Annotated in this window: 12 protein-coding genes and 1 pseudogene; 1 reads left to right on the forward strand and 12 read right to left on the reverse strand. The window is 69.6% G+C overall.

Annotated features, from left to right (window positions below; all coding sequences use genetic code 11):
* Positions 1-95 precede the first annotated feature (95 nt).
* The 10 genes and pseudogenes from ACTOWL_RS32895 to ACTOWL_RS32940 all read right to left on the reverse strand — a co-directional run.
* Positions 96-1367, reverse strand: coding sequence for a 3-deoxy-D-manno-octulosonic acid transferase (locus ACTOWL_RS32895; RefSeq protein WP_441325518.1), 1272 nt, complete (start codon positions 1365-1367; stop codon positions 96-98).
* 13 nt (positions 1368-1380) lie between these two features.
* Positions 1381-2373, reverse strand: coding sequence for a glycosyltransferase family 4 protein (locus ACTOWL_RS32900; RefSeq protein ID WP_441325519.1), 993 nt, complete (start codon positions 2371-2373; stop codon positions 1381-1383).
* A gap of 59 nt (positions 2374-2432) precedes the next feature.
* Positions 2433-3233: a UDP-2,3-diacylglucosamine diphosphatase gene (locus tag ACTOWL_RS32905; protein WP_441325520.1), complete on the reverse strand. Its 801-nt coding sequence runs from the start codon at positions 3231-3233 to the stop codon at positions 2433-2435.
* A gap of 268 nt (positions 3234-3501) precedes the next feature.
* A complete protein-coding gene (locus tag ACTOWL_RS32910; RefSeq protein WP_441325521.1) occupies positions 3502-5007 on the reverse strand; it encodes a calcium-binding protein in 1506 nt (501 codons plus the stop codon).
* Positions 5008-5210: 203 nt separating this feature from the next.
* The gene (locus ACTOWL_RS32915; RefSeq protein ID WP_441325522.1) at positions 5211-6713 is read right to left on the reverse strand and encodes a calcium-binding protein; all 1503 of its coding nucleotides are present in this window, start codon (positions 6711-6713) and stop codon (positions 5211-5213) included.
* Between the two features lie 256 nt (positions 6714-6969).
* Entirely contained in the window at positions 6970-8487 is a 1518-nt protein-coding gene (locus ACTOWL_RS32920; RefSeq protein ID WP_441325523.1) for a calcium-binding protein, read from the reverse strand.
* Positions 8488-8728: 241 nt separating this feature from the next.
* The gene (locus ACTOWL_RS32925) at positions 8729-9160 is read right to left on the reverse strand and encodes a M10 family metallopeptidase C-terminal domain-containing protein (RefSeq protein ID WP_441325524.1); all 432 of its coding nucleotides are present in this window, start codon (positions 9158-9160) and stop codon (positions 8729-8731) included.
* 51 nt (positions 9161-9211) lie between these two features.
* Complete coding sequence (locus ACTOWL_RS32930; RefSeq protein ID WP_441325525.1) at positions 9212-10789, reverse strand: calcium-binding protein; 1578 nt, start codon at positions 10787-10789, stop codon at positions 9212-9214.
* Between the two features lie 350 nt (positions 10790-11139).
* The gene (locus ACTOWL_RS32935) at positions 11140-12012 is read right to left on the reverse strand and encodes a TldD/PmbA family protein (protein WP_441325544.1); all 873 of its coding nucleotides are present in this window, start codon (positions 12010-12012) and stop codon (positions 11140-11142) included.
* A gap of 307 nt (positions 12013-12319) precedes the next feature.
* Positions 12320-12559: pseudogene (locus tag ACTOWL_RS32940) on the reverse strand (PmbA/TldA family metallopeptidase); the annotation flags it as partial.
* A 135-nt stretch (positions 12560-12694) separates the two neighbouring features.
* Here ACTOWL_RS32940 and mepA point away from each other — a divergent pair.
* Positions 12695-13534 (forward strand): penicillin-insensitive murein endopeptidase, encoded by an 840-nt coding sequence (gene mepA, locus ACTOWL_RS32945; protein WP_441325526.1) that lies wholly within the window; start codon positions 12695-12697, stop codon positions 13532-13534.
* Positions 13535-13606: 72 nt separating this feature from the next.
* Here the strand turns inward: mepA and ACTOWL_RS32950 are convergent, their stop codons facing one another.
* Complete coding sequence (locus ACTOWL_RS32950) at positions 13607-14152, reverse strand: GNAT family N-acetyltransferase (protein WP_441325527.1); 546 nt, start codon at positions 14150-14152, stop codon at positions 13607-13609.
* Between the two features lie 110 nt (positions 14153-14262).
* On the reverse strand, positions 14263-14478 hold the full coding sequence (locus ACTOWL_RS32955; RefSeq protein ID WP_441325528.1) for an inositol monophosphatase family protein: 216 nt from the start codon (positions 14476-14478) through the stop codon (positions 14263-14265).
* Positions 14479-14482: the final 4 nt, after the last annotated feature.

The raw sequence follows: 14482 nt of genomic DNA on the forward strand, positions 1-14482 counted from the left end.
CCCCTCACCCGGAGCCGCTTCGCGTCTCCGACCTCTCCCGCAAGCGGGAGAGGCAACGCATCGTTCTGGCCGGCGCGGGCTCTCGGCCACTGCCGTCACGCCAGAATCGGCGTGATCAGCGGCTCCAGCGTCGCCATCACGGTGGAGACCACGCCGCGGTTGCGCTGGGCCACGGCGCCGGCGGCGCGGGCCATGCGGCGGCGCTCCACCGGGTCGTCCAGCAGCCGGTTGACCGCGGCGGTCAGGGCCGCGGCATCGGCCACCGGCATGGCGCCGCGGGCCTGGCCGAGCTGGGCCGTGATGTCCGGGAAGTTGGTCATGTGCGGGCCGTAGACCAAAGCGGCGCCGAGCTGCGCCGCCTCGATCGGGTTGTGGCCGCCGAACGGCACCAGCGAGCCGCCGATGAAGGCCACCGGGCAGACCCGCAGCCAGATCCCCATCTCGCCGATGGTGTCGGCGACCAGCACGTCGGTGTCGGTCCAGGGCAGCTTCGACTGGCTGCGGCGCAGCGCACGCAGGCCGGCCGCCTCGACCAGCCCGGCGATCTCCTCGCCGCGGTCGGGGTGGCGCGGCGCCAGCACGGTCAGCAGGCCGGGGCGCTTCGCCGCCAGCGCCTTGTGCGCCTGGACGATCTGCTCCTCCTCGCCGGCATGGGTGCTGGCGGCCAGCCAGACCGGGCGGCGGCCGATCGCGGCGCGCATCGCCGCCAGCGCCTCGAGCTCGGCATCCGGCGGGTCGGAGGAGAATTTCAGGTTGCCGACCTGGCCGACGCCGCGGGCGCCGAGGGCGCGGAAGTTGCGGGCCGAGCGCTCGTCCCAGGGCAGGATCACCCGGAAGATGCCGAGCAGCCGGCGGATCAGCCGCGGCAGACGGCGCCAGCGCCGGAACGACCGCTCCGACATCCGGGCGTTGACCAGGGCGATCGGCAGGCCGCGCTTCTCGGTCTCGGTCAGCATGTTCGGCCAGATCTCGGATTCGACCCAGATCGCCAGGTTCGGCTGCCAATGGTCGAGGAAGCGGCGGACGAAGGCCATGCGGTCGAGCGGCGCGAACTGGTGCATCGCCCGCTCCGGCAGCCGCTCGGCGATCAGCCGGGCCGAGGTGACGGTGCCGGTGGTGACCAGGACGGACAGGCGCGGGTCGCGCTCCAGCAGGCGGCGCACCAGCACCTGCACCGACAGCACCTCGCCGACGCTGGCGGCGTGGACCCAGATCAGCGGGCCCGCCGGGCGGGGAATGCTGGCATGGCCCAGCCGCTCGCCGCGGCGGGCGGGATCCTCGCGGCCTGCGGCGGTGCGCCGGGCCAGCAACAGGGGCACGAAGGGGCCGGCGGCGTCGGTCAGGCCGCGATACAGCGCATAGATCATCCGGTCGGGGTGGTCATCGGAAGGGGTGCAGATGAGTCAGGAACTGATCTGTACATGCCTCCCATGAATAGCGCAGCGCAAAACTGCGGCAATCCTCCGACGGCACCTTCAGCGCCTCGCGGATGGCGCGGCCGAGATCCTCGTCCAGCCGCCCCACCGGGGCGTTGCCGATGACGTCGGCCGGGCCCTGCACCGGATAGGCCGCGACCGGCACGCCACAGGCCAGCGCCTCCAGCATCACCAGGCCGAAGGTGTCGGTGCGCGACGGGAAGACGAAGACGTCGGCGGCGGCATAGGCGTCGACCAGGGCCTGCCCCTCCTTCGACCCGGTGAAGGTGACGTCCGGGTAGCGGGCCTGGAAGGCGGGCAGGGACGGGCCGCCGCCGACCACCACCTTCTCGCCGTCCAAGGGCAGCGACAGGAAGGCGTCGAGGTTCTTCTCCACCGCCACCCGGCCGACATAGAGGTGGCGCGGCCGGGCCCGCTCGCCGCGCTGGGCCGGGCGGAAGCGGTCGGTGTCGACACCGCGGCTCCAGCGCGCCAGGCGGCGGAAGCCGCGGCGGGCCAGGTTCCGCTCCAGCGTGTCGGTCGCCACCATCACGGCGCTGGCGGCGCGGTGGAAATGCCGCAGCAGGGCGTAGGTCGAGGCCAGCGGCATGCCGGTGCGCAGCTGGACATATTCCGGGAACTGGGTGTGGAACGAGGTGGTGAAGCTGAGCCGCCGGCGGATGCAGTAGCGCCGTGCCGCCCAGCCCAGCGGGCCTTCGGTCGAGATGTGGATGGCGTCCGGGTCGAATTCGTCGATCAGCCGGGCCATGCGCCGGCTCTGGCCGATCGCCAGCCGGATCTCGGGATAGGTCGGGCAGGGGATCGAGGCGAAGCGGTCCGGGCCGATCACCTCGACCGTATGGCCGCGGCGGCGGAGCTCGTCGCGGGTGGATTCGATGGTGCGCACCACCCCGTTGACCTGGGGCAGCCAGGCGTCGCTGATATTCAGGATGCGCATCAGCCGGCCGCCGGCTCCGTCACTGCCATGTCCACACGGAGACTATACCCGATCCCGGCTCAAGCGGCGCGCTGCGGTTCGAGGGCCGGCTGCGGCGCCACCGCGTCGCGGGCCGCCACGATGTCCGCCCAGTGCAGGATCTCCAGCCGGCCGTCGTCATGCTCCACCAGCGCGGTGCAGCTCTCCACCCAGTCGCCGTCGTTGACATAGGTCATGCCCTGCATGTCCTTCAGCTCGGCGGTGTGGATGTGGCCGCAGATCACCCCGTCCACGCCGCGCCGCCTGGCTTCCTCGACCAGCGCGAGCTCGAACCGGCCGACGAACTCGACCGCGCGCTTCGCCCGCTGCTTCATATAGGCCGAGAGCGACCAGTAGGAGAAGCCGAGACGGCGGCGCACCAGGTTGAGGGCGGTGTTGGTGTGCAGCAGCAGCTCATAGGCCTTGTCGCCGACATGGGCCAGCCATTTGGCGTAGCGCACCACGACGTCGAACTGGTCGCCGTGGATCACCAGGAAGCGGCGGCCGTCCGCGGTCTCGTGGATGCAGTCCTCGGCGACGTCGACATCGCCGAAGTTCTGGCCGACGAATTGCCGGGCGGCCTCGTCGTGGTTGCCGGGGATGTACAGCACGCGGGTGCCCTTGCGGGCCTTGCGCAGCAGCTTCTGGATCACGTCGTTGTGCGGCTGCGGCCAGTACCAGCTCTTCTTCAGCCGCCAGCCGTCGACGATGTCGCCGACCAGGTACAGCGTGTCGGAGTCGGTGTGCTTCAGGAAGTCGAGGAGGAGGTTGGCGTTGCAGGCCCGGGTGCCGAGATGGACGTCCGAGATCCAGATGGTGCGATAGCGCGTCACCTGTTCCATAGGCGGCGGTCCTTCGGCGGTCATATACCGTCGGTATAAACGAGACGCCGTCGGCAAACAACATGTTGATGTCTTCTTCGATCTCGCAGGTGCAAAAATTAATAAAACGGTCACGAGTGCTTCCGGCCCGCCGATCTGGTGCCGGTTGTTCGGGTGCTGTTGGCGCGGACTGTGAATCTTTTCTGAAGCGGAGCGATCGCTTCCGGACGATGGGGTCCCGCCCTCCCCCGGTTGCGGACGGGGGAGGGCGGGCGCGGCGGCTGCGCCTTTACAGCACGAAATCCGCCGCTGTCAGAATATGGTCGGAATAGACGGCAATGATGGCGTCCTCCAGCTTGTTGCCGGTGGTTTCGAGATAGACGCCGTAGCGGTTGTCGGCGAAGGCCAGGACCCGGATCTGCCCTGCGCCGGTGAAGGCGCCGGTGCCGAAGGTGAAGGCGGTGTTGCCGTTCAGCCCGTCGCCGTCGGCGTCGATCGCCGACAGGTCGATCTTGTCGCCGGTGGTGAAGTCGGTGATCGTGTCCCGGCCGGCGGCGGCGACGGTGCTGTCGCCCACGGCGGTGTAGCGGAAGCTGTCGTTGCCGGCGCCGCCCTTCAGCACGTCGGCGCCGCCACCCCCGGTCAGCACGTCGTCGCCGGCCATGCCCCATAGCGTGTTGGCGCCGGCGTTGCCGGTGATCGCGTCGGCCTGGGCCGAGCCGATCACCTGCTCGATGCTGCTATACGTGTCGCCAGCGGCGTCGCCACCCGAGGGCGCGCCGCCCAGCACCACGGTCACGCCGGCGGCCGAGCTGGCATAGGAGGCGGTGTCGGTGCCGGCGCCGCCCTGCAGGGAGTCGGCATCGGCCCCGCCTTCGAGCACGTCGTTGCCGTCGCCGCCCTCGAGATTGTCGGTGCCGGCGCCGCCGAAGAGGACGTCGTTGCCGGCATCGCCATGGACCTGGTCGTTGTCGGCCCCGGCATCGATCGAATCATTGTCGCCTTCGCCGTGCAGGGTGTCGGCCCCGGCGCCCCCGACCAGCCGGTCATTGCCGTCGCCGCCGTCGAGGATGTCCGCGCCGGCCTCGCCGGAGAGGGCATCGTCGCCGGCCCGGCCCTGGAGCAGGTCGTCGCCGAGCTCGCCGCCGATGATGTTGCGGACGGCGTTGCCGGCGAGGTTGTCGTCGTGGCTGGAGCCGTACAGGTTCTCGATGCTGGTCAGGACGTCGTTCTGGGCGTCGCCGCCGAAGGCCCCGTTGGTCTGCAGGTCGATTGCGACCTCGGCGCTCGACCCCTGGTAGTTGGCGAAGTCCGAGCCGGCGCCGCCGTTGAGGGTATCGCCGCCGGCACCGCCGCGCAGCGTATCGTCGCCGTCGCCGCCATTGATGGCATCGACGCCGTCGAAGCCGATCAGCCGGTCGGCCAAGGTCGAGCCGGTGATCGTGTCGTCGCCGGTGAAGATGGCGGCGAGCATCGCCATCTCGTCGCCGCCGCCGATGATGAGACCGGCCAGGGTCGCCAGGGGCGTGTTCATGCCGTTGATGGAGAAGACCAGCCCCGGCTTCGAGTAGGTCAGGTCGGTCACGGTGCCGGCGAAGGTCGATGGAGGGGTGTATGACAGCCCTGATCCGAAGAGGGACAGCGATCCGGTGTCGTTGAAGTTGAAGACTGCGATGATCCCCGCGATGAGGAGCGGGGGCCTCGAGAAGCCCGAGGATGCGATCTGCGACAGCGTGCCGAACTGGATGCCGTTGCCGTTGAGGCCCGCGCCGCTGTTCGTGGTGAAAGTCGCCATGGGAAAACCCCCGAGAGCCACCCCGACCATCCGAAATCGCGGCCTTTGCGGCCGTCTTGGATCGAGAGCGGCTCAAGATCGTGCAAAATCCGCGGCAGTTCGAGGATCTTCGCGGTGCCGCCACGAAGAACGCAAGAAACCATCGGGCCGGCGGAACGAAATTTCCGCCGGCTGTTCGATCATCCGGCGCGGTGGCTGCGCTGCTACAGCACGAAATCCGCCGCGGTCAGGACATGGTCGGAATAGACCGTGATGATCGCATCCTCGACATTGTTGCCGGTGGTCTCGAGGTAGACGCCGTAGCGGTTGGCGGCGAAGGCCAGCACCCGGATCTGGCCGGCGGCGGTGAAGGCGCCGGTGCCGAAGGTGAAAGCGGTGTCGCCCGGTCCGGCGCCGTTGGCGTCGATCGCCGACAGGTCGATCTTGTCGCCGGTGGTGAAGTCGGTGATCGTGTCCCGGCCGGCGGCGGCGACGGTGCTGTCGCCGGTTCCGACATAACGGAAGGTGTCGCTGCCGGCGCCGCCCTTCAGCGTGTCGGCGCCGACGCCCCCGGTGAGAACGTCGTCGCCGGCCAGGCCCCACAGGGTGTTGGCGCCGGTGTCGCCGGTCAGCGTGTCGACGAAGCCCGAGCCCAGCACCTGCTCGATGCCGGACATGGTGTCGCCGGCCGCGTCGCCGCCGGTGGAGGCGCCACCGATGACCACGGTCACCCCGGTGCCCGCGCTGGCATAGCTCGCCGTGTCGATGCCGTTGCCGCCGGTGAGAGTATCGGCCCCGGCCCCGCCCTCGAGGATGTCGTTGCCGTCGCCGCCGTCGAGCAGGTCGACGCCGCCGCCGCCGGTGATGCTGTCGTTGTCGACACCGCCGAAGGCGCTGTCGTTGCCGGCGCCGCCGTCGATCGAGTCGTTGCCGGCCTCGCCGGACAGGTTGTCGGCCCCGTCGCCGCCGACCAGCCGGTCGGCGCCGTCCCTGCCGCTGAGGATGTCGTCGCCGGCCTCGCCCGACAGCGCATCGTCGCCGCCGCGGCCATCGATGAGGTCGGCACCGCCCTCGCCGCCGATGATGTTGCGGTCGGCGTTGCCGGACAGGGTGTCGCCGAAGGCCGAGCCGTAGAGGTTCTCGATGCTGGTCAGCGTATCGCCCGCGGCGTCGCCGCTGAAGATCAGGTTGCTTTGGATGTCGACGAACACCTCGGCGCTCGACCCCTGGTAGTTGGCGAAATCCAGGCCGTTGCCGCCGTTGAGAGCGTCCGCTCCCGCCCCGCCGCGGAGCGTGTCGTTGCCGTCGCCGCCGTTGATGGTGTCGTTGCCGTCGAAGCCGATCAGAAAATCGGCCTGGGTCGAGCCGCCGATGGTGTCGGCCCCGGAGAAGATGATGGCCAGCGCCGCCATCTCGCCGCCGGGGGTGAGGAAGCCTGCGGCGACATCCGCCAGCGCCGTGTTCATGCCGGTGATGGAGAAGATCGGCGTCCCCAGCGGCTTGCTATAGGTCAGGCTGTTGACGGTGCCCTGGATCGTCGGGGGGAAATAGAGCAGCCCCACCCCGGCGATGGACAACTGCCCGGTGTCGTTGAAGGCCACGGTGCCGCCCGGCCCCACAATGATCGGGACGCCCAAGATGCCCGAGGACGCGATCTGCGAGAGCGTGCCGAATTGGATGCCGGCGCCGTTGAGGCCAGTGCCGTTGAGCACGGAGAAAACCGCCATGGAAAACCTCCCCCAAAATATGCGCGTCCCGAAATCACGACGCTTGCGGTCGCTTGGATCGGGATTGATCAAAGATTGGGCAAAATCTGCGGCAGTTCGAGAACGTTCCGGTGCCCCGGCAAAGAACGCAAGGAAGCAGCGACTGCCGGAAATTAAGTTTCCGGACAATTTTCCGATAATGACCCGGATAAAGCGGCGCGGCGGGGGATCCCGCCCTCCCCCGGTTGCGGTGGAGGGAGGGCGGGCCCGCCAGGCGCTACAGGACGAAGTCCCCTTCGGCCAGCGCGTGGTCGGAATAGACGGTGATGATGGCGTCCTCGACCTTGTTGCCGGTGGTCTCGAGATAGACGCCGTAGCGGTTGGCGGCGAAGGCCAGCACCCGGATCTGGCCGGCGGCGGTGAAAGCGCCGGTGCCGAAGGTGAAAGCGGTGTCGCCCGGTCCGGCGCCGTTGGCGTCGATCGCCGACAGGTCGATCTTGTCGCCGGTGGTGAAGTCCGTGATCGTGTCCCGGCCGGCGGCGGCGACGGTGCTGTCGCCGGTTCCGACATAGCGGAAGGTGTCGCTGCCGGCGCCGCCCTTCAGCACATCGGCGCCGATGCCTCCGGTGAGCACGTCGTTGCCGGCCATGCCCCACAGCGTGTTGGCGCCGGCGTTGCCGGTGATGGTGTCGACGAAGCCCGAGCCCAGCACCTGCTCGATGCTGCTGAAGGTGTCGCCCGCGGCGTCGCCGCCGGACGCGGCACCGGTGGCCAGGTTCACCGACACGCCGGCGGCCGAGCTGGCATAGCTGGCCGTGTCGATGCCGTCGCCGCCGGTCAGCTGATCGATGCCGTCGCCTTGTTCGCCTCCTTCCAGGATGTCGTTGCCGGCACCACCGTCCAGCTTGTCGTCGCCGGTGCTGCCAAAGAGATTGTCATTGCCGTCGCCGCCGGTGACGACATCGCTGCCCGACCCGGCATCGACCGAATCATCGCCGGCATCGCCGTGCAGGAAGTCACCGTCGCCGCCGCCGACGATCCGGTCGTTGCCGTCGTCGCCGCTGAGGACGTCTTCGCCGTTCTCGCCGGAGAGCGAGTCGTCGCCGGCATTGCCGAAGATGAAGTCGCCGCCGTCCTCGCCGCCGATGATGTTGCGGGCGTCGGTGCCGGACATGGTGTCATCGAAGCTGGAGCCGTAGAGGTTCTCGATGTCGATCAGCGTGTCGCCATCGGCGTCGCCCTCGGAGATCGTGTTGTTCTTCAGGTCGATGAACACCGCGACGCTCGACCCCTGGTAGTTGGCGAAGTCGGAGCCGGCGCCGCCGTTCAGGATGTCGCCGCCGGCGCCGCCGCGGAGCGTGTCGTTGCCGGCGCCGCCGTTGATGGCGTCATTGCCGGCGAAGCCGATCAGAAAATCGGCCTGGGTCGAGCCGCCGATGGTGTCGGCTCCCGAGAAGATGATGGCCAGCGCCGCCATCTCGCCGCCGGGGGTGAGGAAGCCTGCGGCGACATCCGCCAGCGCCGTGTTCATGCCGGTGATGGAGAAGATCGGGGTGATCGCCGGCTTGCTGAAGCTCAGGCTGGTGACGGTGCCGCCGAAATTGTTCGGAAGGGAGAACGACATCCCGGTCCCGGCGACGGTCAGCAGCCCGGTGTCGTTGAAGAAGACAGTGCCGGTGGTCGGCGTGACGATCGGAAAGCCGGCGATGCCCGTGGATGCGATCTGCGACAGCGTGCCGAACCGGATGCCGGCGCCGTTCAGTCCAGTGCCGTTGAGCACGGAGAAAACCGCCACGGAGAGACCCCCCTGTTGGCCTCGATCGGACATCGCGGCTGGACCGGCCGTCTTGGATCGAGCCTGTTGCGTTCGGCTCCGTGCTCCCGAAGGCTCGGAAGCTCTTCGGAACAGAAAAGGCGAGCCGATCCGACGAATTCAGATAAACTTCTATATAATACCATAATATGCATGCCCCGCGAACGAAAAGACCCGCCGGCCCTTGCGCCGGGCCGGCGGGTCTGGATCGGGCGGCCGGGTGCTACAGCAGGAAGTTCTCGGCCTGCAGCGCGATCGCTCCGGTGAGATTGATCACGATGTCGGCGGTGCCGTTGCCGTCCACATCGGCCGAGACCGTCGTGGTGCCGCCGGAGATCTCGTAGCGGAGCTGCCCGGCGCCGGAGAAGCCGAGCGTGCCGACGAAGAGGAAGGCCGTGTCGTTGTTCCCGGAATTGCCGTCGGCGTCGATTAGCCTCAGGGAGATCAGATCGGTCCCGGCCTGGAAGTCCTGGATCGTGTCGGTGGCCAGGGCGGTGCTGTCGGAGACGGCCGTGTAGGTGAAATAGTCTGCGCCGGCCCCGCCGTTCAGCACGTCGGCGCCGTTGCCTCCCAGAAGCACGTCGTTGCCGCCGCCGCTGAGGGTGTCGATCCCGTCGAACCCGACCAGCGCGTTGGTGAAGGCGTTGCCGGTCATGGTTGGCGATGGTGTCGCCCTCGGCCGCGGCGCCGGGAGGCGGCGGCGGGGCTACAGCACGAAATCCGCCGCGGTCAGGACATGGTCGGAATAGACCGTGATGATCGCGTCCTCCACCTTGTTGCCGGTGGTCTCGAGATAGACGCCGTAGCGGCTGCCGCCGAAGTCCAGGACCCGGATCTGGCCGGCGGCGGTGAAGGCGCCGGTGCCGAAGCTGAAGGCGGTGTCGCCGGGGGCGGCGCCGTTGGCGTCGATCGCCGACAGGTCGATCTTGTCGCCGGTGGTGAAGTCGGTGATCGTGTCCCTGCCCGCGGCCGCGACGGTGCTGTCGCCGATCGCGACATAGCGGAAGCTGTCGTTGCCGGCGCCGCCCTTCAGCACGTCGGCGCCGCCGCCGCCCGTGAGGACATCATTGCCGGCCATGCCCCACAAGGTGTTGGCGCCGGCGTCGCCGGTCAGCGTGTCGGCGAAGCCCGAGCCCAGCAGTTGCTCGAAGCCGCTCAGCGTGTCGCCCGCGGCGTCGCCGCCGGACACGGCCCCCGTCGCCAGGTTCACCGACACCCCGGCGGCCGAGCCGGCGTAGCTCGCCGTGTCGATGCCGGCGCCGCCGGCCAGCGCGTCGGATCCCGCCGCCCCTTCGAGCATGTCGTTGCCGTCGCCGCCGTCGATCTGGTCGTTGCCGGCGCCGCCCAGGAGCACGTCATTCCCGGCCTCGCCGAAGACCTGGTCGTTCTCACTGCCGGAATCGACCGAGTCATTGCCGATGCCGCCATGGATGGTGTCGATCCCGGCGCCGCCGACGAGCCGGTCGGCGCCGTCGCCGCCGCTGAGGCTGTCGTTGCCGGCCTCGCCGGAGAGGGCATCGTCGCCGCCATTGCCGACGAGGGTGTCGTCGCCCAGCTCGCCGCCGATGATATTGCGGGCGTTGTCGCCGGTGAGCTGGTCGGCGTTGCTCGACCCGTACAGGTTCTCGATGTTGTCGAGCTGGTCGCCCTCGGCGTCGCCGCCCGAGGCGGTGTCCGCCAGCAGATTGACCACGACCCCCGCCAGCGAGTCCTGGTAGTTGGCGAAGTCCGATCCCGCGCCGCCGTCCAGCTTGTCGCCGCCGGTGCCGCCGCCGAGCGTGTCGTCGCCGCCGTTGCCGTTGATGGTGTCGGCACCGTCGAAGCCGTACAGCTTGTCGGCCGCGTCGGAGCCGCCGAGCGTGTCGCTGAACCCGAAAATGGAGTCCAGGAACGCCTTAAATCTCAATAAGCTGCCGGGGTCGAGGAGGGGGGTGAACTCGATGAACTCTGGACCCAGCAGAAACGCCGGCCCTTGGAAATCGGTGAGAGTCCAGAGGAGGTTGGGGGGGAAGACGTTGAAGGAGGCGTCGGAGCGGGCCGCGTTGTCGGTCAGGCTGTAGGTCAGGCTGGTGACGGTGCCGGAGAATGCCCCGTTGACGGGGTCGTATCCCATGCCGCTGCCGGCGAGCTCCAGAATGCCACCGTCGTTGTATGCAATGGTGCCGGTGGACCCCGACATGGTCGGAGTGCCGAGGACGCCCGATTCCGCGATCTGGTTGAGCGTCGGGAACTGAATGCCGTTGCCGTTGAGTCCGGTGCCGTTGAGCACGGTGAAAATCGCCATGGGAAATTTTTCTCCGTTCAAACCATTCGCCGGCCGATCCCGGCACGGCGACCTTTGCAGCGGTCTGTCCGTGCCCGAACCTTCAAGTCTTGGGCTTCGTCAGTCCTGAAATATCCATCCCAGACAACCGGGTCTGCGCGCATGGAATTCTTTGTCTTCTCCTGGAAGATTTGCCCTGGAAAATCGAAGTCGCCGCGGAGGCCGGGCCATAAGAGGCAGGGCCATAAGAGGCAGGAGGGGTGTGGCGCGGGATATTGATCGGACCCGGCTTGGACGAACGAAAAGACCCGCCGGCCCTTGGACGGGGCCGGCGGGTCTCCCAGTCGGGATCGGGCGCCCGGGGCGGCGGTCTACCGCCCGGCCACCGTCATGCCGTCGATCCGCACCGTCGGCGCGTCCATGCCGTAGCGCAGCACCAGGTCGTCGGCCGGCACCAGGGCGCGGTACATGTCCTTCAGGTTGCCGGCGATAGTGACCTCGTTGACCGGATCGGCGAGGCGGCCGCGCTCGATCCAGAAGCCGTGGGCGCCGCGGCTGTAGTCGCCGGTGACGCCGTTGACCGACGACCCCATCAGCCCGGTGACGTAGAAGCCGTCCTGGATGTCGGCCATCAGCTCCGCCGGCGTGGCGCTGCCCGGAGCGAGGTACAGGTTGGCGGGCGAGGCGCCGGGCGGGCCGCTGGTGCCGCGCACGGCATGGCCGGTGGGGGCCAGGCCGAGCTGCCGGGCCGAGCGCAGGTCGAGCAGCCAGGTGGTCAGGCGGCCGTCCTCGATCAGGGCCCGGCGGCGGCTGGCCACGCCCTCGCTGTCGCAGGGGCGCGAGCGCAGGCCGCGGCGGATATGCGGGTCGTCGATCACCTCGATGCCCGGGGCGAAGATCGCCTCGCCCATCTTCTCCTTCAGGAAGCTGGTGCCGCGGGCGATGGCGGCGCCGTTGATGGCGCCGACCAGATGGCCCAGCAGGCTGCGCGACACCCGCGGGTCGAACACCACCGGCACCCGCGCGGTCGATGCCTTGCGCGCGTTCAGCCGGGCCACGGCGCGTTCGCCGGCGCTGCGGCCGACCCAGTCGGGCGCCTGCAGGTCCTCGGCATGGACGGCGCTGGTGTGGTCGTAATCGGTCTCCATCCCGGTGCCCTCGCCGGCGATGGCGGAGACCGAGATGCTGCTGCCGGTCGACCCGGTGACGCGGGAGAAGCCGTTGCTGGCCACCATCGCCGCCATGCTGCGGCCGAAGCCGGCGCTGGCGCCTTCGGAATTGGTCAAGCCCGCGACCGCCAGCGCCGCCTCCAAGGTAAGGTGTGTAGAAGAGACGGGACAGGATCCGCACCGTCGGCGCGTCCATGCCGGAGCGCAGCACCAGGTCGTCGGCCGGCACCAGGGCGCGGTACATGTCCTTCAGGTTGCCGGCGATAGTGACCTCGTTGACCGGATCGGCGAGGCCGCAATAGGGATCCTCCGGCACCACCCTGGCCATGGCGACGGCGCGCTCGACGATCTCGTCCAGCGCCGCCTGGCGGCGGTCGGAGGAGGAGACGATCGCCATGCGCTTGCCGATGAAGACGCGCAGGCCCAGGTCGCCGCTCTCGGAGCGTTCGACATGTTCGAGCTGGCCGAGCCGGTGGCTGATCGAGATCGAGGTGCTGTCGTACAGCACGGCGTCGGCGGCGTCGGCGCCGGCCCGCCTGGCCTTGTCGATCAGGCCGGACAGCAGGTCGAGGGTCGCGTCATGGGCAGAGGGCATCGTCCGGTCCGTCGGTTCCAGGGCCATCCGTCATGTAGCGACGCTGCCCCCGCCGCCGCAAGGTGTTAGGGGCGGGTGGTCGCAGCAGCGTGTGCGCCGGGACTTCATCTCCGCCGCCAGGACGCGCATCCTGGCGGGGCGAGTCGGGGCATGGAGGGTTGCGTGATCGGGACACGGATCGGGGCGGCGCTGGCCGCCGCCTGGCTGCTGGCCGCGGCGCCGGCCGGGGCGGTCGAGGAGGATCCCGCCTGGGCCCAGGTGCGGCTGGGCACCCAGGGGCCGGCGCAGGTGATCGGCACCTATTCCAACGGCTGCATCGCCGGCGCGGTGCAGCTGCCGCCGGAGGGCCCCGGCTACCAGATCATCCGGCTCAGCCGCAACCGCAACTGGGGCCACCCGACCCTGGTGGCGACGCTGGAGGATCTCGGCCGCAGGGCGCAGGCCGCCGGGCTGCCGCCGCTGCTGATCGCCGATATGGGCCAGCCGCGCGGCGGCCCGATCACCGACCATGCGGCGCATGAGAACGGGCTGGACGCCGACATCTGGCTCCGGCTCGACCTGCCGCTGCTGGCGCGCGAGCAGCGCGAGACGCTGAAGCCGGACTACATCACCGGGGCCTGGACCGATTACATCCCGCGCGGCGCGCTGTCGCCGCAGCAGGCGCAGCTGATCCGCCTGGCGGCGACCGAGCCGCGGGTCGAGCGCATCTTCATCCACCCGGCGATCAAGCGCGAGCTGTGCGCGATGTCCTGGAACGACCGGTCCTGGCTCAACCGGGTGCGGCCCTGGACCGGCCACAACGAGCATATCCACATCCGCATCGGCTGCCCTTCCGGCAGCCCGGAATGCCGCGAGCAGGACCCGGCGCCGCCAGGCGACGGCTGCGGTTCCGACCTGATGTCCTGGTTCCCGATGCTGGCGCCGGTGCCGCGGAAGGGCGGCAAGCCCTATGTCCCGCCGCCGCTGCCGGCCGCCTGCACGGCGGTGCTGCAGGCGCCGTGAGCCGGTTCCGTCCGCGAGGCGGGCGCGGCGGTGACGGCCGCGTCGTCCGGCTGACCACGAGCCGGCAGCGGGTCAGCCCGGCCCCACCACCTTGGTGACCACCCAGCAATGCTTGCCGATGCGGCGGGTTCGCTCGAAGCCCTGCCGCTCAAAGATCGCCAGCGTCGCGTTGTACAGGAAGGCCCCTGGGGGCGACCGGCCGTCCGTGTCCTCGGGATAGCTTTCGACCGTGCCGCCCCCCAGCCGGGCGATCTCCCGCAGGGCGCCGTCGAGGGCTGCCGCCGCCACGCCCTTGCCGCGATAGGATTTGTCGGTGAAGAAGCAGGTGATGCGCCAGTCAGGCAGGGCCCCGAGCCCGTCGCGATACGCCCGCTGGTGCTTGATGTTGGTCAGCTCCGCCGTCGGCCCGAACTGGCACCAGCCGACGCACACTGCGCCGTCATAGACCAGGGCGGCCTGGGTGCGGCCGTCGCGCACCCGGCGCTCCTTCATCAGCCGGCGCTCCTCGACCGAGTTCGCGCGTTTGGCGCCCTCCGGATGGAAATTCACGCACCAGCAGCCGCCCCAGACGCCGTTGTGCCGTTCGACCAGGCGGGAAAAGTCCGACCAGGTGGTCATGTCCAGAGGCTTCACAGAAAACCCGCCCATCGCCTTTTCCCTTCGGCTTGACCGGTGCCCGGCGGGGGAACCCCCGACGTCCGGTTCCGGTTCCGGCCGCCCGGCAGGTGTCAGTCGCGGCCCAGCAGAGCGTTCCGGGCGGCGGTCCAGCTGGCCTCGTCCGGGGCGCAGATCAGCCCGCCGGTCAGGTCGGCCGGGCGATAGGGGCTGCCGTCGAAATGGGCGCTGTGGCCGCCGGCCTCGCGGTGCAGCAGCCAGCCGGCGGCGTGGTCCCAGGGCATCAGCTTGTTGTACAGCAGCAGGTGGCAATGCCCGGCGGCGGCCATCCGG

It is taken from the genome of Inquilinus sp. CA228 (assembly GCF_052078665.1).
Lineage (GTDB): Bacteria > Pseudomonadota > Alphaproteobacteria > DSM-16000 > Inquilinaceae > Inquilinus.

Bases quoted from the DNA above. Each gene is read 5' to 3' on its own strand.
- ACTOWL_RS32955 (WP_441325528.1), bottom strand. From the start codon at position 14,478: ATGGCCGCCGCCGGGCATTGCCACCTGCTGCTGTACAACAAGCTGATG.
- ACTOWL_RS32950 (WP_441325527.1), bottom strand. From the start codon at position 14,152: ATGACCACCTGGTCGGACTTTTCCCGCCTGGTCGAACGGCACAACGGC.
- ACTOWL_RS32905 (WP_441325520.1), bottom strand. From the start codon at position 3,233: ATGGAACAGGTGACGCGCTATCGCACCATCTGGATCTCGGACGTCCAT.
- ACTOWL_RS32930 (WP_441325525.1), bottom strand. From the start codon at position 10,789: ATGGCGATTTTCACCGTGCTCAACGGCACCGGACTCAACGGCAACGGC.
- ACTOWL_RS32900 (WP_441325519.1), bottom strand. From the start codon at position 2,373: ATGCGCATCCTGAATATCAGCGACGCCTGGCTGCCCCAGGTCAACGGG.
- ACTOWL_RS32925 (WP_441325524.1), bottom strand. From the start codon at position 9,160: ATGACCGGCAACGCCTTCACCAACGCGCTGGTCGGGTTCGACGGGATC.
- ACTOWL_RS32935 (WP_441325544.1), bottom strand. From the start codon at position 12,012: ATGGCGGCGATGGTGGCCAGCAACGGCTTCTCCCGCGTCACCGGGTCG.
- ACTOWL_RS32915 (WP_441325522.1), bottom strand. From the start codon at position 6,713: ATGGCGGTTTTCTCCGTGCTCAACGGCACTGGCCTCAACGGCGCCGGC.
- ACTOWL_RS32910 (WP_441325521.1), bottom strand. From the start codon at position 5,007: ATGGCGACTTTCACCACGAACAGCGGCGCGGGCCTCAACGGCAACGGC.
- ACTOWL_RS32895 (WP_441325518.1), bottom strand. From the start codon at position 1,367: ATGATCTATGCGCTGTATCGCGGCCTGACCGACGCCGCCGGCCCCTTC.